The sequence below is a fragment of the Paenibacillus oceani genome, assembly GCF_014705615.1.
Lineage (GTDB): Bacteria > Bacillota > Bacilli > Paenibacillales > NBRC-103111 > Paenibacillus_AB > Paenibacillus_AB oceani.
Map to the genome: position 1 here is coordinate 18,468 of NZ_JACXJA010000002.1, position 25,040 is coordinate 43,507.

24 protein-coding genes are annotated in these 25,040 nt (G+C 52.7%); 3 read left to right on the forward strand and 21 right to left on the reverse strand.

Going from position 1 to position 25,040, the window contains the following annotated elements:
- Window position 1 precedes the first annotated feature (1 nt).
- Genes IDH45_RS01580 through IDH45_RS01595 form a run of 4 tightly spaced genes read right to left on the reverse strand, consistent with a single transcriptional unit; the run spans window position 2 to window position 3,929 of the window.
- Window positions 2–1,483, reverse strand: a complete 1,482-nt coding sequence (locus IDH45_RS01580; protein ID WP_190924029.1) for a sensor histidine kinase — start codon at window positions 1,481–1,483, stop codon at window positions 2–4.
- 3 nt (window positions 1,484–1,486) lie between these two features.
- Window positions 1,487–2,209 carry an ABC transporter permease gene (locus IDH45_RS01585; RefSeq protein ID WP_190924031.1) on the reverse strand — a complete coding sequence of 241 codons (723 nt, stop codon included), beginning with the start codon at window positions 2,207–2,209 and terminating at the stop codon, window positions 1,487–1,489.
- Window positions 2,206–2,931, reverse strand: a complete 726-nt coding sequence (locus IDH45_RS01590) for an ABC transporter ATP-binding protein (protein ID WP_190924033.1) — start codon at window positions 2,929–2,931, stop codon at window positions 2,206–2,208. Before IDH45_RS01590 ends, IDH45_RS01585 begins: the two co-directional genes overlap by 4 nt.
- Window positions 2,932–2,957: 26 nt before the next feature.
- The gene (locus IDH45_RS01595) at window positions 2,958–3,929 is read right to left on the reverse strand and encodes a hypothetical protein (protein ID WP_190924034.1); all 972 of its coding nucleotides are present in this window, start codon (window positions 3,927–3,929) and stop codon (window positions 2,958–2,960) included.
- 291 nt (window positions 3,930–4,220) lie between these two features.
- Here IDH45_RS01595 and IDH45_RS01600 point away from each other — a divergent pair, with 291 nt between their 5' ends.
- Both IDH45_RS01600 and IDH45_RS01605 read left to right on the forward strand, forming a co-directional pair.
- Window positions 4,221–4,667, forward strand: a complete 447-nt coding sequence (locus tag IDH45_RS01600; RefSeq protein WP_190924036.1) for a hypothetical protein — start codon at window positions 4,221–4,223, stop codon at window positions 4,665–4,667.
- Window positions 4,668–4,942: 275 nt separating this feature from the next.
- Window positions 4,943–5,683, forward strand: a complete 741-nt coding sequence (locus IDH45_RS01605) for an ArsR family transcriptional regulator (protein WP_190924038.1) — start codon at window positions 4,943–4,945, stop codon at window positions 5,681–5,683.
- Here IDH45_RS01605 and IDH45_RS01610 read toward each other — a convergent pair.
- The 5 genes from IDH45_RS01610 to IDH45_RS01630 all read right to left on the reverse strand — a co-directional run bounded on the left by IDH45_RS01610 (window position 5,630) and on the right by IDH45_RS01630 (window position 10,028).
- Entirely contained in the window at window positions 5,630–6,838 is a 1,209-nt protein-coding gene (locus tag IDH45_RS01610) for a hypothetical protein (protein ID WP_190924040.1), read from the reverse strand. The two genes, IDH45_RS01605 and IDH45_RS01610, sit on opposite strands and share 54 nt — an antisense overlap.
- Complete coding sequence (locus IDH45_RS01615) at window positions 6,835–7,776, reverse strand: serine/threonine protein kinase (protein ID WP_190924042.1); 942 nt, start codon at window positions 7,774–7,776, stop codon at window positions 6,835–6,837. The genes IDH45_RS01610 and IDH45_RS01615 overlap by 4 nt, the downstream gene beginning before the upstream one ends.
- A 248-nt stretch (window positions 7,777–8,024) precedes the next feature.
- Entirely contained in the window at window positions 8,025–8,504 is a 480-nt protein-coding gene (gene rlmH / locus IDH45_RS01620) for a 23S rRNA (pseudouridine(1915)-N(3))-methyltransferase RlmH (RefSeq protein ID WP_190924044.1), read from the reverse strand.
- A 141-nt stretch (window positions 8,505–8,645) separates the two neighbouring features.
- Window positions 8,646–8,813, reverse strand: a complete 168-nt coding sequence (locus IDH45_RS01625; protein WP_190924046.1) for a CxxH/CxxC protein — start codon at window positions 8,811–8,813, stop codon at window positions 8,646–8,648.
- A gap of 3 nt (window positions 8,814–8,816) precedes the next feature.
- Entirely contained in the window at window positions 8,817–10,028 is a 1,212-nt protein-coding gene (locus IDH45_RS01630; RefSeq protein WP_190924048.1) for a S1C family serine protease, read from the reverse strand.
- A 178-nt stretch (window positions 10,029–10,206) separates the two neighbouring features.
- Between IDH45_RS01630 and IDH45_RS01635 the strand changes: the two genes are divergently transcribed.
- Window positions 10,207–10,416: a hypothetical protein gene (locus IDH45_RS01635; protein WP_190924050.1), complete on the forward strand. Its 210-nt coding sequence runs from the start codon at window positions 10,207–10,209 to the stop codon at window positions 10,414–10,416.
- Here the strand turns inward: IDH45_RS01635 and IDH45_RS01640 are convergent.
- The 12 genes from IDH45_RS01640 to IDH45_RS01695 form a co-directional block, all read right to left on the reverse strand.
- The gene (locus IDH45_RS01640) at window positions 10,382–11,191 is read right to left on the reverse strand and encodes an MBL fold metallo-hydrolase (RefSeq protein ID WP_190924052.1); all 810 of its coding nucleotides are present in this window, start codon (window positions 11,189–11,191) and stop codon (window positions 10,382–10,384) included. The two genes, IDH45_RS01635 and IDH45_RS01640, sit on opposite strands and share 35 nt — an antisense overlap.
- Window positions 11,192–11,237: 46 nt before the next feature.
- On the reverse strand, window positions 11,238–11,993 hold the full coding sequence (gene yycI / locus IDH45_RS01645) for a two-component system regulatory protein YycI (RefSeq protein ID WP_190924053.1): 756 nt from the start codon (window positions 11,991–11,993) through the stop codon (window positions 11,238–11,240).
- Between the two features lie 35 nt (window positions 11,994–12,028).
- A complete protein-coding gene (locus IDH45_RS01650; RefSeq protein ID WP_190924055.1) occupies window positions 12,029–13,297 on the reverse strand; it encodes a YycH family regulatory protein in 1,269 nt (422 codons plus the stop codon).
- Window positions 13,297–15,135, reverse strand: a complete 1,839-nt coding sequence (gene walK, locus IDH45_RS01655) for a cell wall metabolism sensor histidine kinase WalK (RefSeq protein WP_190924057.1) — start codon at window positions 15,133–15,135, stop codon at window positions 13,297–13,299. The genes IDH45_RS01650 and walK overlap by 1 nt, the downstream gene beginning before the upstream one ends.
- Window positions 15,132–15,854: a response regulator YycF gene (yycF, locus tag IDH45_RS01660; protein ID WP_190924058.1), complete on the reverse strand. Its 723-nt coding sequence runs from the start codon at window positions 15,852–15,854 to the stop codon at window positions 15,132–15,134. The genes walK and yycF overlap by 4 nt, the downstream gene beginning before the upstream one ends.
- Window positions 15,855–16,054: 200 nt before the next feature.
- Window positions 16,055–17,593 carry a M23 family metallopeptidase gene (locus tag IDH45_RS01665; protein ID WP_190924060.1) on the reverse strand — a complete coding sequence of 513 codons (1,539 nt, stop codon included), beginning with the start codon at window positions 17,591–17,593 and terminating at the stop codon, window positions 16,055–16,057.
- Between the two features lie 192 nt (window positions 17,594–17,785).
- A complete protein-coding gene (locus IDH45_RS01670; protein WP_190924062.1) occupies window positions 17,786–18,397 on the reverse strand; it encodes a hypothetical protein in 612 nt (203 codons plus the stop codon).
- 205 nt (window positions 18,398–18,602) lie between these two features.
- Window positions 18,603–19,889, reverse strand: coding sequence for an adenylosuccinate synthase (locus IDH45_RS01675; protein ID WP_190924064.1), 1,287 nt, complete (start codon window positions 19,887–19,889; stop codon window positions 18,603–18,605).
- Between the two features lie 214 nt (window positions 19,890–20,103).
- Window positions 20,104–21,471 (reverse strand): replicative DNA helicase, encoded by a 1,368-nt coding sequence (gene dnaB / locus IDH45_RS01680; protein WP_190924066.1) that lies wholly within the window; start codon window positions 21,469–21,471, stop codon window positions 20,104–20,106.
- Window positions 21,472–21,498: 27 nt separating this feature from the next.
- On the reverse strand, window positions 21,499–21,942 hold the full coding sequence (gene rplI, locus IDH45_RS01685) for a 50S ribosomal protein L9 (RefSeq protein WP_190924068.1): 444 nt from the start codon (window positions 21,940–21,942) through the stop codon (window positions 21,499–21,501).
- A complete protein-coding gene (locus tag IDH45_RS01690; protein ID WP_190924070.1) occupies window positions 21,939–23,900 on the reverse strand; it encodes a DHH family phosphoesterase in 1,962 nt (653 codons plus the stop codon). The genes rplI and IDH45_RS01690 overlap by 4 nt, the downstream gene beginning before the upstream one ends.
- 22 nt (window positions 23,901–23,922) lie before the next feature.
- Entirely contained in the window at window positions 23,923–24,855 is a 933-nt protein-coding gene (locus IDH45_RS01695) for a DUF2232 domain-containing protein (protein WP_190924072.1), read from the reverse strand.
- Window positions 24,856–25,040: the final 185 nt, after the last annotated feature.

The window sequence follows — 25,040 nt, forward strand, 5'->3', positions numbered from 1 at the left end:
CTCACGCTCTCCCCGCTTCCTTGCTATCCCGTTTCATCGGAATGCTAATCATCACCGTCATGGACTGTCCCGGCTCGCTTCTCGCATGGATCGTTCCGCCATGATTCGCGATAATCTGCTTCACGATGGCAAGGCCTAACCCGGAACCGGCCACGTTCTGATTGCGGAACGCATCCCCCCGATAGAATCGGTCAAAAATTCGATCCAGTTCGTCCGGTCCCATCCCCGGTCCGTTATCCGTAACCTCCACAACCCATTCCTCCGACTGCCGCCCGATGTGCACGTGGATATGGGGCTCCTGCTTATCCATGAATTTCACCGAATTGCCAACGAGGTTCAGCATGACGCGCTTCATCTTCTGGACATCCATCGTCACGACATCCTCTTGCCCCGCCTCATATTCGCTCGTCAGCCGCACGCCCGCGCGCTCGCACTCCATATGCAGCTCGCTCATCGTCTGCCTATAGAACGACTCGAGTGGCACCGTCTCCAAGTAGAAACGTTCCTGCTCGAGATCCAGCTTCGACAATAGGAACAGATCGTCGATCATCCGGTCCATATCGAGCGTCTTCGCATAGATCACGTCGATATACTTCTTCAGCTTCTCCGGATCGTCCGCTACGCCTACCCGAATCCCTTCTACGTAACCCTTGATCGAAGTTAGCGGCGTCCTGAGATCATGCGAAATATTCGAGATCAGCTCCTTGCGGTTCTCCTCGAGCGCCAGCTGAACGTCGATCGATCGCTGCAGCTCGCCGCGCATCTTCTCGTACGAGCGGATGACGCCTCCCACTTCGTTGCGCACCTTGGATTCCAGACGGAAGTTCAAGTCCCCTTCGGCAATGCGCCGGGAGCCCTGTTCGAGCTGTCGCAGCGGCCTAACGATATCCCTCGTCGTGATCCAGAGCAGCGGAACGAGAATGATGCCGACAAGAATCGCGATGCCAAGCAGCACGAACAACCCGAATCGGTTTGTCTTGGACTCCGCCATCGTCATGTCGGCCACCAGGTAATACGTCAATGGATCGTTGATTCCGGGAAAATCGTAGGCGATCGACAGCAAGTCGCGTTCCTCCCACGCGCTCATGACGAACATGCCGTCTTTTTTCGGTCCAGCCGCGGCCACATCCTGCCGTAGTTGTCTCAAGAACGCTTCTCCTTCGCTGAGCTCGCCGTAGCTTTCCCAGCGCTCGCCTTGCCGGACGACAAGGAAGCCCTCGAACGGCTTCAACCGTTCCCCGATAGAGGCCGCGAACTCGGGGGACTTCAGCTCCTCCGGCGCGTACCGCTCCGCATAGCGCAGGTCCACGAACAGGTCGATGCCCCGGGAGAAGGCTTCATGCGGGGATTGATCCTTCACGATACCACTTACGAGATACGATAAAATCGCCGTGACGATACCGATGCCGGTCATCGCAACGATAATCGCCGTCAGAATCGTACCCAATAAATACGTTAAAATAAGCTTCAATCGTATTGACATACATCAGAACTCTTTTCTTTGGAAGGCTAGCAAGCCCAATATAGTGCCAATGATATAGTAGGTAGCCATAAATAGCAACGTGGAAACCGTCATGCCGGCATCCCCTCCGTACAGGAGCGGCTGCAGCCAATCCGCATAGTTCGTGACGAGGAACCGATTCAGCCCCGGCTCGAGAAATCCGACCACGCTCATCGCCATCCACAGCACGACGCTCACCGCCATCCCGACAGCGCTGCTCCCTACCCATAGGGACACGCTGTTCGCTAGTACAAGCAACAAACCGCTGAATAGGATCGCGCCGCCAAGCTCCGCTAAACCTGCACCAAGCGTTGACGCCGCAGGCACGTCGTGAAGAATGAAGCCTCCAATGAAGGTCGGCACCAACATACACAGAACGATTAAAGCGCCGGCCGCCCACCCCGCGAACAATTTCCCCATGAAGAGAAACTCCCGGCTAATCGGCAGCTTAAGCGCATGCTTGATTGCCCCCTTGAATTCGCCGATCATTAGGTCGCTGCCGAGCGCCACCATGAGGAAAGGAAGCACGACCGCGGGCAGCAGTTCAATTGCCGCCAGCGGCAGGTTGTCTTCGAGTCCAAGACGGCCGCCGACAAAGACGAAGAGAACGCCAATGATGAAGGAGAGCAGCAGCAGAACCTTCAGCTTGCCTCCGCGGAACAGCTTGCGAAGCTCCTCCGCGGCGAGGTTATTCATCTGCGCGATCATACGGCCGCCCCTCTCCTTTCCTGTGCGAGATGATGCAAATAATAGTCCTCCACACCTGCATAGGACTCCCGGATCCCCGCGATGCCCGACGTATGGACATGCCGCCCCTCGTAAACGAGGCAAGCATGCGTGATCCAATCCTCCATGTCGTGCACCTGATGCGACGACACGATGACGCTCATCCCCGTTTCGGCCACGAGGCCGCGCAACATCATCGAGATCTCCCGCCTGCCCTCGATGTCCATGCCCGAGAATGGCTCATCAAGCATCAGCAGCTTAGGCCGGTGGAGCAGCACGCTGGCCAGCTCGAGCCGCTGCTTCATGCCGGTGGAGTACTTCTTGATCTTCATGTCTTGGTGCTTCGTCATGCCCACGAGTTCCAGCGTCTGCCGGATGCGCGCTTCGTCGACACCGGGATATAGCTTATGGTAGCACCTCAAATAGTCATATCCCGTGAGATAGAGGTACGGGGACGGCTCTCCGATCATCAGGCCCATGTACGGCCTCGTCATCTCGGGCCGGTCGGCGACGGAGACTCCGTTCCAGCATGCTTCCCCGCGGTCCGCCCCGATCCAGCCGGCCATCGCCTGCAGCGCTGTCGTCTTCCCGGCTCCGTTCGGCCCCAGCAAGGCGACAACCTCACCGGCTTGCACGGTGAGGTTCAGTCCTTGAATGCCGCGTCCGCCGGGGTAGACCTTCGTCAGATCGTTTACTTCGAACATAGCAGGTCCTCCCAGGGTCCATTGTGTTAGCTGCGGTCATCAAAGGTTGCCACGTCGATCCTTTCCACGGACTTGCCGGCAGGGTCATACGCATCCGGCGTCGTGGCATTGATGCCGCTTATGTTGCCTGCGCCTTCCAGCTCCACGCGGTGGGTGACGCCCGCCTTATCTTTGCCGCTCACTTCAAGCTCGCCCTGCACGCCTTGCACCTTGTTATTCGCATCGACCGTCATTTGCAGCCGTACATGCTCAATGGCAACGTCATCTGTCAGCTCCGGCAATTGCGCTTTCAGGTCGATCCCTTCAAGTCCTTGGAAGAAAGGAAGCTGTCCCAGCTGCCCCCACTCCGCATGCGCTTCCGGCGCATGCGCGCGCCCTATTTTGTCCTGAGCTGAAGCCGCGTCCATCAGTAAACGCAGCGGAAGCGGAATGTCCTCCTTGCTGATGTCGACCGTAATCGTCTTCGAGCCGTCCGCCTGGTTCGCCACGCTGAAGTTATCCTTCAGGTCGCCCACCAGGAAATCGAGGAGCGCTTCTTCCACCTTGTTCATCGGGCGATCCTGAAACTCCTCCTTATCCGACCAATCGCGGTGTTCGCCGGCATGTTTATCGTCCAAGTTGATTACCTGATAATGCAAATCATGCGTTCGGTCTACGAGATGGACCCCATCGTCGCCACTGCTATACAGGCTGGCTTGTCGTTCGACGCCCATGAGCGTAAAATCGAGGTCGCCACTAACGTTGTGCTCTCCGCCCGCTTTCCCCATCTTCCCCGTGCCGTCCGCCTTCAACACCGTCTCGCCGTCAACCGTCAAGCTGAAGTTTCCGTTGACCGTCGCGCTCCCCATGTCGGCCCCCGACGCATGGTTCGCTTTCAGCACCGCCTTGAACGCATCGTAGCCTGTCGTATTCGGACTATACGCGAACGCCGTCGCCGTGAATAACGTCATGGCACCAACCACCGCGCCGATCATGATAAATTTGTTTTTCTTTTTCATTTTCCCTCGCTCCTTTAAGGTTGTATGGTCTCTCTCTTGCCTACAACCTTAGTTTAGAGGAGGAGTCTAAAGTCCCTCGAAAGCAATTCGAAAAGTTTTCTAAAATCGGTACACTGTATTTATAGGATTCAAGACTGCTGTTCAGCACTTCATAATAAACTTCACTATTATCATTCCGCGTCAGATATTCAGGATGGTACTCCACGATATACCCCAGGCCAATCACTACAAACTTAAACAAATGTCTGCCTTTCGAAATGCTTCGTTCCAACTGTTCACGGATTCCATCAGTTGCTCACCGCCGCGCCGTTCGAACAGCGAAAAACGTTGCTGCACCTATTCATCAAGCGAATTACGATGAACGAAAGCAAGAAGATCGAGACGATTGAACTGAGCTTTGATGAAAACGTGGATTCCTACTTCTCCGATTCTCCTGTCGCAGCAGCGGCGGGGGATTCTCTCCAGCGAAAACAAGCGAGGAAACGAGAGAAGATCGACTTCGCCGGTGGGGTCGAGCGTGGGGAGCGTAATCTATCATTGGAGAACATCGGCAAAATCGTGGTTGCTTTAGATGTTGAACCGAAACTGCTGTTTGAGTTTGATGAACCTTTTATGTCACCTGTATCCGATGAAAAGGAAGCCGTCTTACAGGAAGTTCTGGCTATTTTGAAAGGCAAGGACGTTGCCCACATTCGCATGAGCAAAAATATACTTGCTGAAATATTTAATATGTTGTAATAAAAATGAAAGGCAAGCTCATTACTGAGTTTGTCTTTCATTTTTATTGCACACGTTTTTCTTAAAATTCTACATTTACGAATGCATGTTCCCGTTTTATAATACTAAATAAGGGATTTGAAATTAACGTTTGTTTTTCCTAACTTAGTGAATAATAAACATTAATTATATAGCCTTAAATAAAAATGATTTGTCACCCCAAAAGGATATTGACTTTTGCTTGTAGAACTATTATTATTTGTTGCCTGTATCCTTAGGAAAGGAGCTGATTGATTTTGGCAATCAGATTAAGTGATGTTACTGATCTCTATGAATCAAAAGAGAGTACACTCATTGACTCTTTTGAAAGTTATTTGATGCAGAGTTCTTCAAAAAAACATTCTGCATTAATTCGTGAGTTGGATTGCTGGCAGGGTAGGGCGGATGTAGTCGCTGCCTATGTCAATGAAGACTGGTCTCTGCCACAAGGAGCAGAGCATATTATTAGCCGCTTAGGCCCCGCGCAATTACTATCTGTTATGTTCCCTAAAAAGAAACAAAAATTTAAAGATATTATTTCACTATCTGGCTTATCTGAGTCTACCGTTCGTCGTCATTTAAAAGAACTACTTGAAGCAGATTTAATTCAAAAATTTGAACCTGATTCGTACACTCTTCATCCTAAAGTAATTTTACCCAATGTTACCTTTCATGCGTATGAGGGCAAACTTCATAATTGGAAACGTGCGTTGTATCAGGCTATAAATTATTTGGGCTTTGCACAATATTCCTCTATTGTGATGCCCGAACGATATATTAAAGCAGCCCTTGAAAACATAGATCATTTTAAAATTAATGGCATTGGAATTATATCCGTTTCGAACCAGAAATACAAAGTACATTTAAAACCAAGAAAAAACCGACCAAGGAAAAAATCATTTCACTTAGTCGGTATTGGCAAAACTCTTTTTTATGTAAATCAATCAAACATTTGCAATGCCTCTGAAGAGACGAATAGCCGATTGCCAGGTATTTAAATGCACTCGAGAGGAAGCCCTCTCCAGTTGAACAGCGTACCTCTCCATGAGCGTGTAGAGAGACATAGCATTTGTAATAGCGTTTTCCAAATGATCTAAACGGGTCGAGATATCTTTCGAACCTTTAAAAATATCAATAGATGCTTTTTTTATAGCAGACCAGTGTTGCTGATGTGACATCGCTCTGCTCCATGCGTCCGATGGGTTGGAGCCCGCAAGAATAATTTTATCTTCGACAGTATTAGAAAGAACACTTTGGAAAATGCCTGAAGGAGTGTTTGAAGCAATCGAATCCAGTTCCGAAACTAATATTGAGTTAAGTAATGGAATCGAGTTATATCGCTCCCTCGGTAATCTTCCACCCGTTGATGGTAGTATTCTCTGCTGAACTGTAAACTTCCTCGAACTATTATGCCACCCGGTTCCAATACCATATGCCCCCACACCCAAGTACAGTAACCCAATAATATCAGCGTAACCTACTACTACTTTAAATTCATTAATCTCAGATAATGAGTAGATAAAGTACAATAAATTAGCAAGTGCAAGATCAGAATCAAAGTTCTGATTATAGTCTTTATTATTCCTAGCAACTGTAATATAAAATCCTTCTAAATCTAAGACAGATATTTCATTTAAAAACTCATTTAATCGGTCCGTTTCGTTAAGTGCAGATTCGGAAAATACTAATGAAGTTAATAGCGGCTTAGCATGCCCATTGGTTTTCATTACGTTATTAGACTCTTCAGCTAAGCTCATGCATATCTGTGTTTGCCTATCACTAAAACTATTTATTAGTAAAGTAGGTGACAGAATATAATCTGCCCCCATAGACAATTGGAAATTAATTGCATCCTCTGCATACTTCTGAATATCTCTAATAGAGCGAAATGCTGACATTGTAAGATGTCCTGGATAGTATGAATAGTTAGTTAAGTTTTTGGTTGTACCATCCATATATAACGTATAATAAAATTGTGGATCTAATAAGGTTTCTGCTGTTGGATAATTGTCTATTAAATCCTTTCTAAATAACCTTAGATTATCTTCTGTATCGTCTCGTGGGCTTAAAATCACACCATCTACCGCTCCGTTATCCAGCGCCTGATGGATTTTATTACCTTTCCCGTACCCCTGTTGTACAAACAGCTTCACTGGATTTCCTCCCTTGCCTGCAATAGTTTTTCCATAAGGGAATCACAACTTTTGAATCTCAAATGAGGTTCCTTTGCCAGAAGTCTCATAATTATAGTATTTAAACTATTCGGTAGATCTTTACGAACTTTATTTGGCGATTCAATAGGATTGGTCACGATATTCGCAACTAGCTGCATAGAATTAATCCCTCTATTAAAGAATGGGTGCTGTCCAGTTAACGCTTCGTATAGAACAATACCTAATAGAAATAGATCAGATCGGAAATCTATTCCTCTTCTTACGTTCTTTAATTGCTCTGGTGACATATAGATTGGTGTTCCAACGGTTATAAATGCTGCTGTTAAGGATTCGTCGCTTAAATCAAACGCCAAGCCCGTATCTAAAAGGACGTATCCCCCAGTATCTCGCCTCATAATATTCCGTGGTTTAACATCCCTATGAACCATGTTAATGTTCCATAGATGCTTTATTGCTGTAGCTATGTCTATCCCTATTTGAATTCCTTCATTGAGACTTATGAACTTATCTCGTCTAATTATATTATGAAGATCATCGCCACTAATTAGTTCTTCAGTGAAATAGAGTAACTTTTTGTTGTCGTAATCTACGAGCGTCATGCCAATTGGTCCTAACTTCACTAAAGTTGAAGTTTCACACCGATCCATTATATCGATTTCCCTCTTGGCTCTTGCTAGGACATCTTCTCGAATGTCTTCTACAGGGGATACAGTGATATGAGGATCTTGAGTAATTGCACTATTTGGCGCTTGTTGATTTTGGATACTGGTCAAATCTAAAAACTTTATTGCATACTTTGTTCCAGCAAAAACGCCAGAAAATACCGTTTTTTGTCCTCCTCTACCCACATATTCAATCTGAGTAAAGTTAGGACAAATTTTTTGAACTTGTTCCACTGTCAAATCCGGTGCTCGCAAGGACTTTCCCCCTATTTTTCAGCGCTGTCATTAGTTCCAGTATACTACTTTCCATCCCAATGTTAACAGAATTTTGGGTAATTTTGTACTATAAATAATATTAGGCGCAAATAGTCAGCAAAATTAGCCACTACTCGCGCCTTATTTTAGTTCTTTGATACTAATTTTAATGTGCAACAACTACGCTTTATAAAGATGATATAGTACTTTCTTGAATGGAATATTCAATTCCAACCTTTCCTTTACCATCACTTGTGATACGGTTCCCCCCGTATAATCTTAAACCCCCGATAAACCTGCTCCACCAGCACCAGCCGGATCAGCTGATGCGGGAACGTGATTCGCCCGAACGACAGCTTCTGGTCGGCCCGCTTCAGCACGTCGTCGGACAGGCCGTTGGACCCGCCGATGAGGAAGGTGACGTGGCTCTTGCCGTAGGTGCCGAGGCGCTCCAGCTGCGCCGACAGCTCCTCCGACGTCCACAGGTGGCCGTCGATGGCCATGGCGATGACGTGGGTGTCGGCCTTCAGCGCCGCCAGGATGCGCTCGCCCTCCTTCTGCTTCACCTGCTGCTCCTCCGCCTCGCTCATCCGCTCGGGCGCTTTCTCCTCGGCGACCTCGGTGATGGTCAGCTTCGCATAGGCGCTGAGCCGTTTAGCGTATTCGGCGACACCGTCCGTCCAATATTTCTCCTTCAGCTTGCCGACTGCAATAATATGAATGTGCATCGTGTCTCCGTCCTTCCGTTGTAAGCCATCCTGTTCCGTACCAGCATGAAGCCATTGCTCCGCCTCTTAACCGCTTCAGTGTCCTCCTGCAGATTCCCCAAACAAAAAAGAAGGGAGCCCCCACAGGCCCCCCGCTACAGCTCATATCACCAAAAATTGCGGTTTGTTCCCGCACCGTTCGCAGGTAGCCGGAGGCTCCCAGGCGGTAAAGCTCACTTTGTTCAAGTCGTAGATATCCGGCGCTTCCTCGTACTCGTCGACGAACATATCGATCGCCAGCTCTACGTGTTCCTTGCATACGACAAACATGAATCAGTCCTCTTTCTTTTCGCCCAGTTGGACCGTTACGGTCGCTTTTTTACCGCCGCGGTAGTATGTCACCTTGATCGGGTCGCCGATCTTCTTGTCCCCGTATAAGTATTGGCGCAGCATCACGTTGTTCGAAATCGGCTTGCCGTCCAGCTCCGTGATGACGTCGTGCGTCGCCAGTCCCGCTTCCTTCGCAGGGCCTACCGCATCGATGACGATAATCCCATTTTTGACCGAATCCGGGAGTTTTAAAACTTCGATTCCCTTGAAAGCCCGAAGCGGCTCGCTAGTAATGCCGATGTACGGCCGCTTCACCTTGCCGTACTCGATCAGGCTGTTGATCGTTTCCTTGGCGGAGTTGATCGGGATCGCAAAACCGAGCCCTTCGACGCCCTTCTCCGCCACCTTCATGCTGTTGATGCCGACCAGCTTGCCCTCCAGATTGATGAGCGCGCCGCCGCTGTTGCCCTGGTTAATGGCCGCATCCGTCTGGATCACGTCCATCTCCCAATCGTAGTTGCCGTCTCCGGCGAACGAGATCGGGATCTTCTGATGCGGCGAGCTGATGACGCCGACAGTCGTCGTCTGCGCGAAGCGCAGGCCGAGCGGGCTGCCGATGGCAATGGCCGTCTGGCCCGCCTTCAGCTTATCCGAATCGCCGAATTCGGCGAATACTTTAAGCCCTGCCGCATCGATCTCGATCACCGCCAGATCAGTAATCATATCTTTGCCCGTCATCTTCGCTTTCCGGTGCTCGCCATTGGCCAATATCACTTCAATCTGCGTAGCCGATTGGACCACGTGGTTGTTCGTTACGATGTAAGCTTTATCTCCGTTTTTCTGGAACAATACGCCGGAGCCGATCCCCAGGCTCTGAGCATCGCCGGAGCCTTCTTCCTTGATCGCGCTTATAATGCTCACTACCGCCGGCTTCACCTGCTCCACCGCGCGGACGACCTGGTCTTCCTTCATCTGATAGCTGTCTCCGGTCGCTAGAACCGGTACGGCCGCCGGCTGCCCCGGCTCATCCCGGTGCGTGCCCAGCCCGATTAAGAGCGAAGCCAGCATAATCGCTGCTGCGCCTCCCGTTACCGCAAATAACGCCACTCTTCCATCCTTGCTCCTCGACACGGCGGGAACGGCGGAACCGTTGTGCGTCCAGCGGCTTTTACGGGGCAGCTTCGTTGTGTAGAAGTCGTCATCAAACAAGCTCATGCCCGTTTCTCCTCTCGGAAGACTTCGCTCTCTATTTTCACTCATTTTTCTGGCTGAAAAAAAGAGGAATGTTTTCGCGTCTAGCGGCCTATACTACCTATAAGAACCGCTCCCTCCATTTTACTAGATTTGCAGCGAAAGTTCGAGCCGGATTCACTGGAAAAGGAGAGAAATGTTTATGAATCGTATTCGTTCCCATCTGGATGAAGTGAACCTCATCGCCAAGCTTGCCGATCTGAAGGAAGAGCATTACCGCAACACGCTGCTCGTCACCGCGCTGATGGATCTGCTCATCGAGAAAGGCGTTCTGTCCCGCAGCGAGATCGAAGCCCGAATGGCCGCCGTCGATCAGATTATGAGTCAGGACCCAGCCTATCCCATTTCGTAGCCCGGTCGAAATACGTGTCCTTCAGCTCGACTTTCCGCTCGTCGGCCTGAATGCCGCGCTCCTCTAATATGTTATTCACGGTCAGTTTGGCCAAATCCATCAAGTTATGATCGCGGCTCAAATGGGCGAGATACACCGTCTCCGTCTTCCCGGTCAAAATGTCGCACAGTGCTTCGCCCGCCGCTTCATTGGACAAGTGTCCGGTATCGCCGAGAATGCGCCGCTTGATGTTCCACGGGTATTTGCCCATCCGCAGCATCTCGATGTCATGGTTCGATTCCAGGATGATCGCATCGGAGTCGGCGATCTTCTCCTTCACCTTACTGCTCACATAGCCGAGGTCGGTTGCGAGACTCAGCTTGGTGTCTCCGTCGTGGAAACAGTAACCGACCGGCTCGGCCGCATCGTGCGAGATCGGATAAGACTCGACCTGCAGCCCACCGAACTCGACGACGCTTCCGGTCTCCATGACCTTGATTTTCTCTTCCGCCAGCGCGCCGAGATGCTTATTCAGCGCTTCCCACGTCTTCTCGTTGGCGTACACCGGCAAGTCGTGCTTGCGCGCCAGCGCGCCGACTCCTTTAATATGGTCGGAATGCTCGTGGGTGATCAAGATCGCGTCCAGCTCCGAGCCCCTCACGCCCCGCTCCTCCATCAACTGCTCGATCTTCTTGGCGCTAAGGCCCGCGTCGACAAGCACCTTCGTTCCTTCATGATCCACCAGCAGCGAATTGCCTGTAGAGCCGCTTGCCAGTACCGTATAGCGTAATGTCATTGCCAGTTCCCCTCTTGTTCCCGTTCTTCAGTTCCCGCACCCGCTCTTATGGCTTGCTCGCATCCGTTCGCGGCGCATTCTCCACATCCCCGCGGAACCCGTGCACGTAATACATATCTCCGTTGTCCAGCGCTACGCGCCACGTCGGGAACGTCGGCAGCGTCGACCATTCCGTATCAAAAAACTGCCCGTGATACCCCAGCCGGATATCCGTCACAACCGCCCCGTTCGGGAAATATTTCTCCGCCAGCGTCCGCAGCACCGTGTAAGCCGAGATGACCTTCTTCTCTTCCTTTGCCTCGGAGCTCGTATCGACCTCTACGTACGCCTGACGATAACCGGTTACTTCCCCGCCGGTAATGAACAGCTCCATATTAATATCGAACAGCGGATAGTCGCCCACGAGCTGGTTCATCATAAACAAACCTTCCTTGCTCGTAGTCCGGTCATAGCTGTACGTCTCGATTTTGGGAATCCCCCGGTTAGACAAGTCCTTCAAGGAGCCCTTGCTTAGAAACAAGTTATAGCGGATCGGAGCAGACAGCTTCACTTTACGGCCATACGACTCATCCTCCACCGCCTTGACCACGATTTCCCGCATCTTCGGGGTTTCCTTCGGCACTTCGGCCGCCAGCTTCATTCCCCGGCTGATCATTATCCGGTTTAATTCCTCGGCAATATCGGCCGAAGCCTGCTTCGACTCGCCGATGTTCAGCTTGCCGCTCCACAGCTCATAACCGAGCAACAGGTTCAGTCCCAGAAAGGACAGGATCAATATCGTTTTGGCCCGGCTCCAATCCATCGCTGCCGCTCACCCCCGTTCCTGCTTGCCGTCTCTTATTTCAAAATATCGTACGTCCCGTCGCGCAGCTCGACAGCCCATACGGGATTCAGGTCCATCACTTTGTCGCGGAGAACCGGCTGATACGCCGGCGTCACGGACACGACCAGACTTCTGCGCGGATAGGCGTTCACCAGATCGTCCAGCGCTTTGCCGCCTTCGAGCTTCTGCAGCGATCTCTCGACCTGCGCCGAATCAAGCATCAGCAGCGATCTTTCGTAGTTCGCGATCACCCGGTTCTGCAGCACGATCCGGATCAATCCGAAGTTCTCGCCCCGGTCTCCGATGATCGGGAACGAATCATAGTATTGGCGGAACGTGAACAGCTGCCGCCCGATCACCTGCGACTGCGGGATCGATCTCGCCATGAAGCTGCCGTTCCAGCCTCCATGCTGGTTAATAAACTGAACCGCCGCATTCAGATTCTCTCGAATATCGTTGCGGCTGTCGACCGCCGGCACCGGGTCGGAATAGTTCATCCACAGCTGATCGGGCCGGATCTGCAGCCCTCTTTTACCGTCGGTGTAAATTTCCGAGCCGTCCTGCTTGCTGAAATTCCGCGTATTGCGCGGATCGACGAACAGCGTTTTCTGCAGCTGATCGATCGGAATCGTGTTGACCCCGATCCGATACTTCGGCACCTCGATCGGCTGGTCCGGCAAGTAGAAGTCGTCCTTGTAATGATAACTCGCCTGAAGCTCGCCGAAACCGACCATCTGTTCGACGTTTTTACTGTTCAGATCGGCACGGGCCTCATAGGTGCTGTACTCCGTCTGGAAAAACGTACGAACGTCCTCCACCTCGCGGTTTACATAAATCCAGATCCGGGTGACCGCTTCTGTCTCGAGAGGAAGATCGCCCTTCAACTGGAACACCGTTCTTAATATGCTAAACGGAATCCCTCCGCGGAAACGAACCTCTACACCAGTCTGCTTATTGCGGATTTCCTCCCAATCGATTCCGGACAAAATAGGCGCATTGCGGCGGATGTTATCGAACGTCCGGCCTTTTAGCGTCTTCATAATTTCCTTGAAATGCAGATGGTTCGGGTACAGCACCGTATGCGTCTGTTTCCCCGAGTGCAGCACGATCTGCTCCGGGAACAGCAGCTCCTCCGCCGTCATCTGAGTCCCGATCACATCCGTCTGGACGTATTCCGTAGGAATAGCCGGGCCGGGCCTCGGCGAGCTGAATACGAGCATGTAGCTTTGCAGCAGGCTTCCCAACACAAGTGCAACCAGCAGCCAAGACTTGAATCGCTCCATTACCCCGTATCCCCCTCCGTCTGCTGGATCGGCAGTGCAAAGATAACGCGGGTTCCCTGATTCAGCTCCGATTCGAGTGTAATCGTTCCCCCGTGCGCCTTCACTATTTCCCGGGCAATCGACAACCCGAGTCCGGTTCCCCCCATATTTCTGGAACGGGCTTTGTCCACCCGGTAAAACCGGTCGAATATACGGGAGAGATCTTTCCGCGGAATCCCCATCCCGTTGTCCTGCACCATCACTTCCAGCCAATCCTTGCCGGTTTGTCTAGCCCCGATCACGATCGCTCCCCGTTCCGGGGTGTACTTGATCGCATTGGAGACGAGATTATCGAGCACCTGATCGATCTGATCGCGATCCAGCAGCATGTCCTGAATGCCCGCTTCTATGTCCAGTTCAATCGAAATTTCTTTCTGGTCGAGCTGAAACGAGAACCGGTCCGCCACTTCCTCCAGCATATCCGGCACGTGAGTCAGCTCCTTGCTGATCAGCGCCTTGCGGGAGTCGAGCCTCGACAGATGCAGCAGATCGTTGACCAGCCGGATCATCCGTTCCGTCTCATTGCGCATTACGCCTACAAAGCGGTGAGCCAGTTCCGGGTCATCAAGCGCCCCGTCATCGAGCGCCTCCAGATAACTTTTCATCGTCGTCAAAGGCGTACGCAGCTCGTGAGACACATTCGCCACAAATTCCCGCCGCGCATCCTCCAGCTTCTCCTGCTCCGTCACATCGTGCAGCATCGCAATCGTACCGGTAATGCCCTTATCCCGGCGGTGAATGGCCGTAAAGACGACCCGCAGCCTCAAATCCCCCTCTTCCTCATTGGCGATTTGGATACTCGCATTGTGCTGCTCCCCCTTCACCTTGCCTTCGATGTTGCCGTCCGGCATGCCGAGCAGCTCTGTGATATCCTTATCGGTCACATCCTGGCTTCCGATGTTCAGCATTTGCTTGGCCCGGCGGTTCACGACGATGACTTTGCCCTGGTCGTCGGTCGCAATCACCCCGTCGTTCATATTGGACAGAACGGAGGCGAGCTTTTCCTTCTCCTCTTCGATCGACGACAACGCTTCCTTTAGCCGGTTCGTCATATGGTTGAACGCATTGCCGAGCTGGCCGATCTCGTCGGGCCCTTCCACCAGCATCCGCTGATTGAAGTTGCCGTCGGCGATCGCGGACGCTTGCTTCGTAATCGCTTTGATCGGGTTCGTAATCGTATGCGACAAAATAACGCCGAGCAGCACGGTCAGCACGAGCGCGATACCGGTTCCGGACAAAAAGATTTTGTTGATCCGGTTCATCGTTCCGTACAGCGATTCCATCGAGGCGACGATATAGATCGCCCCCATCACCTTGGCGCCTTCGCCGATCGGCTGGGCGACAATTTTACGGCGGGTTCCGTCAGTATCCACCGTTTCCGATTCGATATCTTTGATGCCCTGCAGCGCGGAAATAACCTCTGCCTGCAAATTTTTCTGGCCGATTAACGATTTCTGGCTCTGAGAGGACGTGGTCAGCACGATCCCGTTGGCGTCGATAATCTGAATCTCGGCGTCGCTGATGTTGAACAGATTCGTTACGATCTCGTCCAGGTCGGCGTACGTTTTTTTCCCTTCCGGCGTTGCTCCAGCCTCCTGGCTCGCATTCAGAAACGGCTCCGCGAAGTTGGCGAGCAGGTAAGCCTGCTTGCTCAGCGAATCGGTAAAGTTATCGATGAACGACCGTTCCATCGTGCGCACGAAGTAAACGCCGATCAGTTGCATCGCCATCAGGATCAGTAAGACATAGATAATGATGATCTTGCTCTGGATCGACTGGAAGAACCTCGTTCCTCTCAATAGGGAGCGCCTCCTGCCTTCGGGTTGCGCATCATATAGCCGAGCCCTCGGCGCGTCATAATGTATTCCGGACGACTCGGGTCGTCCTCGAGCTTCTCGCGGAGACGGCGGATCGTCACATCGACCGTACGCACGTCACCCAAATATTCAAAGCCCCATACGGCCTGAAGCAAATGCTCCCGCGTCATCACCCGTCCGCAGTTTTTGGCCATATAATGGACAAGCTCGAACTCCCGGTGCGTCAAATCGAGCGTCAGCCCGTCCTTGTACACCAAGTACATATCCGTATCGATCATCAGCCGGTGTATGCGCAGTCCCGCCGGCTCCGCGGCTTCCTGCTGGTTTTGCACCGACTTGGTCTGCCGGCGCAGATGGGCCTTCACCCGGGCCAGCAGTTCCCGAGTCCCGAACGGCTTGGTGACGTAATCGTCGGCCCCGAACTCCAGCCCGAGCACCTTGTCCACCTCGGAATCTTTGGCCGTCAGCATAATGATCGGCGTATCCTTCTTCGCCCTTACTTCGCGGCACACGTCCATGCCGTCCTTGACGGGAAGCATAATGTCCAGCAGGATGAGGTCCGGATCTTCGGAGAACGCCAGCTCCACGGCCGTCCCGCCGTCGAATGCACAGATGACCTGGTACCCTTCCTTCTCCAGATTAAACTTTAATATTTCCGCGATCGGTTGTTCATCGTCGACGACCAATATTTTTCCGTACATCCTCTTCACCGTCCATTCGCATTTCTCTCTTTATATTACCATAGAACCGGTTTCAAATCGCAATCGTTCGGGTAATAGGAAATATCCCCCGGCTTCACATAGAAAAAGAGGCATAAAGCTGACTTCGGTCAGCTTCATCCCTCTGGATTCGTACGATAGAACTTACATTTGCAGATAAATAGGATCAAAACGATAGCAGCTTAGCGGGATAAAAACTTGAGCGGGTTCTCGGCCGTACCGTTGCGCTGAATCTCGAAGTGCAGGTGAACGCCCGTAGAGAATCCGGTATCGCCCATGATTCCGATTTTCTCGCCTTTTTCAACGATCTTGCCTTTGGACGTCTCAATCTTGCTCATATGGCCGTATACGGTCACATAACCGTTCTTATGGTCAATAACAACTTTGTTGCCGTATCCGTCGCCTTTGTCGCCGGTATAGGTCACTACGCCGTTATCGGATGCTAAAATGTTTTTGTTACCCGTAATATCGATGCCTTTATGCATCTTGCCCCAGCGCATTCCGAAATAGTCGGAAAGCTTCGCGCCGACGACAGGCCAGACGAACTTGCCGGTACCTTCTCCAAGAATCACTTTCGTTCCCTTTTTGGCGTATTCCGGAACCGGTTGCTCGACGACTTCCTCGCCGACCATCTCCTGATCCAGCATATAACCGTTACCCTTCGTAACGAGGAACGTGACCTTTTTCATGCCGTTTTTGCCGGGCTTGATCGTCTTCGTCTCGCCAGCCCGCATCGTATCGTCTTTCTCATAGATGATCTCATGCTGGATTTCCTGATTTTCGACGACCTTCTCGACCGTCCGGACCGTAAGCGCCGGCTTGAGCACCGTTACGTCAAGCACGTCGCCTATCCGGATTTTATCGTCTTGAATCCACGGGTTTTTCTCGTAGATCACTTGCTTGGAGATGCCGAGCTTCTTGGCAATACAGCCGACGCAGTCACCCTTCTCGACCGTATATTTGGACGGTCCGACGTTGCCGGTCTCGAGCTTGGTCACCAGATCGTCCGGCTTCATCACCTGATCCGGCTTAATCTCGGTAATTTTCATGTCGACCTTCTCGAGGAAGTCGACGGATTGGACGACAGGTTCGCCGACGGTTGGCTCCGGCGCGACGGATAACACCGATACGCGGCTGCCGTCTTTTTTCTGAGGCAAATATTTGTTCTTGATGCGGTCGAGAATCTCTTCCGCGGTTTCCTTATCCTTCACTATACCGACCGTCTGTTCGTTCACGACCAGCTCTACGCCCACGGCATGCGCTTTCAGCAAGCCGTCCAGGCTCGTCAGAGCCGCTTGATCGTCGCTTTCGATTTTGTAAGCCTTTTCAGCTTTGTAGGCGACCTCATCGGAATTAAGAACCATATGTACATTAGGGTTATCCTCTTCGAGCTTCTTGACTTTCCCGATAATGTACTCTTCAACAATCTTAGGATCGCTGACCGTCCCGGCCATCTGATCCCCGACATATACGTGGTATACCTCATAGGTATGGAGCTTTACATATTCATTGCCTCCGACAGAGATTGAGGCCAGTATTCCGAGAGCGCCTACGCCTTGCAATAACCGGAGCTTATACGTCCTTAGCAGGGATTCTGTGCGGTGTAGAGGACGTTGTTCCCTGAGTTGTTCAGTCAAGCTATTATATTGGGCTTTGCTAAACAGACGCTTTACTTTATCAAGCGCGTTCTTCGCCCAACCTTTCTCCTTGAATGAGTTCATGAATTTCTCCTCTTACATTGGTTTTTAATCGAAACTTGGCAACATTCGGCAACAGCCGACACCAATGTTTCTACTTTACCACAGTCTGTCTATCATTTTCAACCTGCTGCGGCAAAGACCTGTGAGAGGATCGTGAAGGGGCTGTAAAGTGTCTCGGTCGTATCCCCGCTCCTGTCCGTAGAACTGGCGGTTCTAGTATTTGTTCACAATGCCTATTAATTTTTCGAATTCATCGGGTTTTAAATAGTTTTCCACGATCTTCTCGATCTCCGCAAGCTCCGCCGAAGTAATGCCGTCCTCCATCATCGCGGACAATTGCTGCAGTTCCTCCTGGGGCAACCTGGAGATGAGTAAGGAAAATACGGTCGTCTTGTCTTCCTCCGAAAGTTTTTCGCGCTTCGTCTGAAACTGTTCTGCGCTCATCACCACTTTGTCCTTCTGCGAAGCTTCCTTCGAGCCGGATCTGGACCAGACGGCGACGGCGTCGTCCGGCGGCGGTGTCGTACCCGTCCCTGTGCCCGTTTTGGTACTCGTATCCGGACTCGTACTCGTACCCGTCTGAAACTTCGGCGCGTTCTCCTCTCGGTCTTGCTGCGTACCTCCTTGCCCTACTATATTCGACTCCGTCCACAATTTTGCAACAAATTCTGAAAGTCCAAGCTGTTTTTCCGGCAAAACCGCCTGAAACGGCTTCATCAGCTCCTGTACATAGTGCTGGACCACATAAAAAGTCGTAACGACCGAGATACTCGCAGCCACGACCGCCGCAACCAATACTTTGCCGAGCCAACCGAAAAATTTCATGATGCACCGCCTCCATCTTCCGCGCTTCCCTTGAAGCAGGTTGTCCGAATAGCACCAGTATTGACGAAATCTCCCCGCTTGAAACGGTAAAAGGTGGAAGCAGGCCAAACAACAGCCGGCGACACTAGCGCCTGAACGCGCAAAAAAGCCGCCCGTACGGCCCAAGACCGGTACAGACGGCTTATTATAATGTCCGCTTACGCGCTTACGCGTAAACCGGACGTACCAGATTCGTTTGCTCCCGGTTGCGGCCGACCGAGAAGATCGAGATCGGGATGCCGGACAGCTGCGATACCCGCTCTACGTAATGTCTGGCCGCTTCGGGAAGATCTTCGAGCGACTTCGCGCCGGAGATGTCTTCCTTCCAGCCCGGAAGCTCCTCGTACACCGCCGTGCACTCGGACAGCATCTTCAGGCTCGCCGGATAGTAGTCGATCTTCTCTCCGCGGTATTCGTAATGGGTGCAGATCTTGACCATATCGAGACCGGACAAGACGTCGATCGAGTTCAGCGACAGTCCGGTAATTCCGCTGACGCGTCTTGCGTGACGGACGACTACGCTGTCGAACCAGCCGACACGGCGCGGACGCCCCGTCGTCGTACCGTATTCGTTGCCCTTCTCGCGAATCCAGTCGCCCGTCTCGTTGTTCAGCTCGGTCGGGAACGGTCCGTCGCCTACACGGGTCGTGTACGCCTTGGCAACGCCGATAATCTGGTGAATCTTGGTCGGGCCTACGCCCGAGCCGATGCATACGCCGCCGGCGGTCGGGTTGGACGACGTAACGAACGGATACGTGCCTTGATCGATATCGAGCATAACGCCTTGCGCGCCTTCGAACAATACGCGCTTGCCTTGATCGATCGCATCGTTCAGCACGACGGACGTATCGGTTACGTACTTGCGGAGGAACTCCGCATATCCGAGATATTCTTTGAGGATCGATTCCACTTCAAGCCCTTGGCCGCCGTACACTTGCTCGATCAGCGTGTTTTTCTCCGCTACGAGGTGGCGCAGCTTGCGCTCGAACTCCTCGGCGTCCATCAGATCGGCGATACGGATGCCGTTGCGGGCCGCCTTATCCATATAACACGGACCGATCCCTTTGCGGGTGGTGCCGATTTTGTTCGCGCCTTTGCGGTCTTCCTCCAGACCGTCGATAAGCAGATGATACGGCATGATCACATGCGCGCGATCGCTGATTCTGAGGTTGTCGGTTGTAAAACCGTTATCGTGAATGTATTGGATCTCTTCGATCAGAGCGGCCGGATTAATCACCATGCCGTTGCCGATCACGCAAATCTTGTTCGTATAGAAAATTCCCGACGGAATCAGGTGCAGCTTATACTTCTTATCCTCGATCAAAATCGTATGTCCGGCGTTGTTCCCGCCTTGATATCGTGCGACTACTTCAGCGGACTCCGCCAAAAAGTCGGTGATTTTGCCTTTCCCTTCATCGCCCCATTGGGATCCGACTACAACTACGGTTGACATGCACATACCCCCAGTTAAAGGTGTGACGAGCACCGAGATCACCGCTTCGTCTCGTCAAGGCGGCCATGTTCAGTGTACCAGTCGGCCTATTCAAAGTCAAATAAAAAGCGAACAATCACACAGTAGTCTGTGCGATTGTTCGGAATTCATACATATTTTCTATAAAGGGACCGATAAGTGCCGCTGCTTCGTTCCGTTTGCCGGTCCCGGCGCGTTATCCGGCTCCTGCCGCCGCTTCCTGGTGGGATCGGTCGAGGCTTACGAACTTGTTGAAGTTTTTCAGGAAAGCCAGCTCGACCGTGCCGACCGGCCCGCTCCGCTGCTTGGCGATAATAATCTCGATGATGTTTTTCTTCTCCGACTCTTTGTCGTAATAATCGTCCCGGTACAGAAACGCTACGATGTCGGCGTCCTGTTCGATCGAACCCGAATCCCGAAGGTCCGACATCATCGGACGCTTGTCCTGCCGCTGCTCGACGCCCCGGCTTAACTGCGACAGCGCGATAACCGGCACGTTCAGCTCACGAGCGATCTGCTTGAGCGCACGGGAGATTTCCGATACTTCCTGCTGCCGGTTCTCGCCCGCTTTGCCGCGGCCTTGAATAAGCTGCAGGTAGTCGATCAGAATCATGCCAAGCCCCTTCTCCTGCTTCAGACGGCGGCATTTGGCGCGAATATCCGCTACCGTTACGGACGGCGAATCATCGATATAGATGTTCGCTTCCGACAACGTCCCGATCGCCATCGTCAGCTTCTCCCAGTCGTCGCCTTCGAGGTGACCGGTCCGCATGCGGGTTGCATCCACGTTGGCCTCTGCGCAGATCATCCGCTGCACGAGCTGCGCGGCGCCCATCTCGAGACTGAAGATGGCGACCGTCTCCTTGGCCCTCACACCGACATTTTGCGCAATGTTCAGCGAGAAGGCCGTCTTGCCTACGGAAGGACGAGCCGCCACGATGATGAGGTCGGAACGCTGGAAGCCCGAGGTCATCTTGTCCAGATCGGGAAATCCGGACGGGATGCCGCTCGTGCCGCCTTTATTGGCATACAAATACTCGACTTTCTCGAACACTTCCATCAGCACGTCGCGGATCGCGATAAACCCGCTTCCGGACTGGCGCTGAGAGATTTCCAATATGCGCTTCTCGGCGTCGCCGAGCAAGCTCCCGACATCTTCTTCCCCCGCGTAGCCGTCGGTGACGATCTGCGTCGCCGTCCGGATCAACCGGCGCAGCATCGATTTCTCCTCGACAATCTGCGCGTAGTAATCCACGTTAGCGGCCGTCGGAACGGCACCTGCCAGCTGGCTGAGGTAGCTGACCCCGCCGATATGTTCAAGCTGCTGGTTGTCTTGAAGACGCGCCGTCAGCGTGATCAGGTCGATCGGCTCGTTCTGCTGCGCCAGCTCCAGCATGGCACCGAAAATATGCTGGTGCGAGGTGCGGTAGAAATCGTCGCTTCCGATCCTCTCCATAACGGTGATTAGAGAATCGCTATCGAGCAGGATCGCGCCGAGTACCGCTTGCTCCGCTTCCAGATTTTGCGGAGGGATGCGGTTTTCCAGTAGTAGTTCCCCGTTCATGCCGTCTCCCTCTTTCGTTTCAAGACCTTACTCCTCCGTAACCTGCACGCGCAGCTGTGCCGTGACGTCCGGATACAGCTTCACTTTTACCGTCATCGTGCCGAGCGAACGGATCGCATCCGCCATCTCGATCTTCCGCTTGTCGAGGTGGATTCCTTTCTTCTCCAGCTCTTCGGCGATCTGCTTGCTCGTGATCGAACCGAACAGCCGGCCGCCTTCGCCCGCCTTCGACTTGATGATGACGGTCATCTCGTTCAGCTTGGCAGCAAGCTCCTGCGCATCGGCCTTTTCCTTCTCCTTGCGCTTGTTTTCCGACTGCTTTTGGTGCTCCAGCTGTTTGACGTTGCCTTCCGATGCGATCGCGGCAAGCCCTTTGGGCAGCAGGAAATTACGGATATATCCTTCCGACAAATCTTTGATCTCACCTTTTTTGCCTTGTCCTTTAACGTCCTTCAGAAAAATAACTTTCATTCGAACAACCCCTCCTCTTCATCCATTTCCTTCAGTACTCGTTTCAGCTTGGCGAGCGCCTGCTCCACCGTGCCTTCCAGCTGTGTGGCCGCGTTCGTCAGATGGCCTCCTCCGCCCAGCCGTTCCATGATAACCTGGACGTTGATCTGTCCGAGCGATCTGGCGCTTATGCCGATCAGCCCGTCGGTTCGTTCGCTGATGACGAAGGATGCCATAATATCCGTCATATTAATAAGCGTATCCGCAACTTGCGCAATGAGCAATTGGGAATATTTGCGCCCCGGCGTCGTGGTCGCTACCGCAATATGACCGTACAGCATTTCCGCATGCTTGATGATCTCCGCCTTGCGGATGTACTGCTCCAGATCTTCCTTGAGCATTCGCTGGATAAGCGCCGAATCCGCTCCGCTTCTTCTCAGGAAAGAAGCTGCCTCGAACGTGCGCGCCCCCGTGCGGAGCGCAAAGCTTTTCGTATCGACGACGATGCCCGCGAGCAGCGCCGTAGCTTCCAGCACGTCCATCGACAGACGTTCGTGGAAATACTGCAGCAGCTCGGTCACCAGCTCGCACGTAGACGAGGCATACGGCTCCATGTAGACGAGGATCGCCTCGCTGAGAAACTCTTCGCTTCTCCTGTGATGGTCGATGACCATAATCCGGTGCGTCAGCTGGAGCAGCTTCGGTTCGGCTACCATCGAGGCTTTATGCGTATCGACGACTACGGCGAGACTGCGGGGCGTTGTGATCTGCATCGCCTGCTCCGGGGTAATGAACCACCGGTACAGCTTCTCGTCTTCCTTGATCGCTTCCATCAGCTTCTGGATCGAAGGATTGATGCCCTCGAGTACGATGTAGCCTTCCTTCTGGCTGACCTGCACCGCCTTCAGCACCCCGATGGCTGCTCCGATCGAATCCATGTCCGGGATACGGTGACCCATGATGATGACCTTATCGCTGTCCCGGATCAAGTCGCGCAGAGCGTGGGAGATGACGCGGGCTCTTACCCGCGTACGCTTCTCCACCGCATTGGAACGGCCTCCGTAAAAGGAGAGCCGCTGTCCGACCTTCACAGCCGCCTGATCGCCGCCGCGGCCGAGCGCCATATCCAGACTCGTCTGCGCCAGCTGGCCGAGCTCGATCAGGCTGTCGACGCCTGCGCCGATCCCGATGCTGAGTGTCAGCGGCAGCTTGTGTTCGATCGTCAGGTCGCGGACATCGTCCAGAATCTCGAACCTCGACTGCTCGAGCTGCCGGAGCGATTTGTTCGTCATGAAGATGAGGAACCGGTCGGATGCGGTACGACGAATATATACGCCGTTTTTCTGGGCCCAGCCGGTCAGCTCGCTCGTCACCTTGGCCAGCATGACACTGCGGCTCTGGTCGTCCATCCCCTGAGTCGCCTCGTCCAGATTGTCGAGCATGACGATGCCGGTCGAGATTCGTTCCTCTTCATGCTTTTTGGACAACGCCGAAAAAGCGGTTACGTCCTGGAAATAAAGCAGGCGGTGCTCGGCCTTCACCTGCACCTGGAAAATCTTTTTGCCTACAGCCAGCTCCAGCTTGCTTTCCTTCTCGTCCTTGCCCTTAAGTCCGGGCAGCACCTGGTGAAGGTGCTCGCCGATCACCGATTCGCGGTCCAGCATCTCGGCTACAAACCCGTTATGCCATTCGATCGTTTTCTCTTCGTCATACAGCACGATGCCGATCGGCATTTCATTAAATACTTCATTTCCTGCTTTTTTGATCCGATGGGACAGCGTTGCGACATATTCGTTCAGTCCTTTGCGAAACGTCCGTTCCGCCGCCAGCGTGTAATACGCGAGTACCCCGCCCGTAACAAGCCCGGCCGCTCCCAGCATCCAGTCGAAGAAAAAGAGGGCAACCGACAACAGGAGGATGACGACCTGCAACCAATAAATATGAAGGCCGTGCCAACGATTCAACAAGTACTTCGGCATACGTCTTCTCGCTCCTACATGTCTATGATTTCTTCATTCTGCTGCGGATCGGAAAAGCGACGTCGAACAACCCAAGCAAGGTGAACAGCTGAATAATTCCCGGCAGCAGCAGAAGCAGGAACGCCGACACGATCACCAGTACGACCGGAACGGCCTTCGACCACCCTTTCACATCGGCCAGGAAAAAGAAAAACGCAAAAGCTTGAACCGTAAAAGCCGCCATCAGGATCGGCATCACGTTAAGCAGCATCATGACGATCATAGAGCCGTCGGGCTCCAGGAAGATCAGGTTCAGCACAAGCGCAATCAGGTAATACCAGACGAACGATTTGGGAAGCATCCATTCCTTCGCGGGACGCAGTCCGGGAATCGACTCCCCGCTGCGGTTCAGCGCTTTGCGGGCGAGCCAGTGAGTGATGACGCTGTAGTACACCGATATTCCGATCAGATACAGCGGAAGCATCTGTACCATCACATCGATAATCTGATCGATCATCGTAGCCGGAATCAGCTCCCTAAGCTCGGCAGGTACGGTCTCCAGGCTGCTTCTCATAAACTGCCGGATCTCATCGGTAACCTGAACCCCGAACAGCGTCAGCAGAAGCAGAAAAACAAGCAGCTGCGCGAGAAACGCTACCGTACCGCCCGTAATGACCGATCTGGCGGACGATTTCTTCTTATACAGCACACCCATCACAATAGCGGGGATCAGCAGCCCGAGCGAAAAGACGACAGCTACCGTTCCTAAAGTTCCGCTTCCGAACATGGAGGTGACGGCATAAAGGGCAAGCAGCGACAATACATAATAAACGACGAACTTCTTCGTATCCAGCCGGACGAACAAATAGACCACCGGGATCATAGCCAAACTCATCGCGACCATGACCAGCGGGGTAGACAGCAGCAAGAGCAGCACCACCAGGATGAGGCTCCACAACAAGGCTTGCCTGTTCAACAAACGTCACCTCTTAACGAACGAATCAGGTTGTTCCGTCCTTCGCGCCTTGCACGACCGGCCCCATTCGGTTATGAAACAAATTATAGCATAAACCGTTGGCACTGTCCTGTCGTCGCTCCCAGCCGGAAAAAACGGCTGTTTTTGCAACGGTCCGGCAGGGGAACGCGTACCGGGAGTCGAAT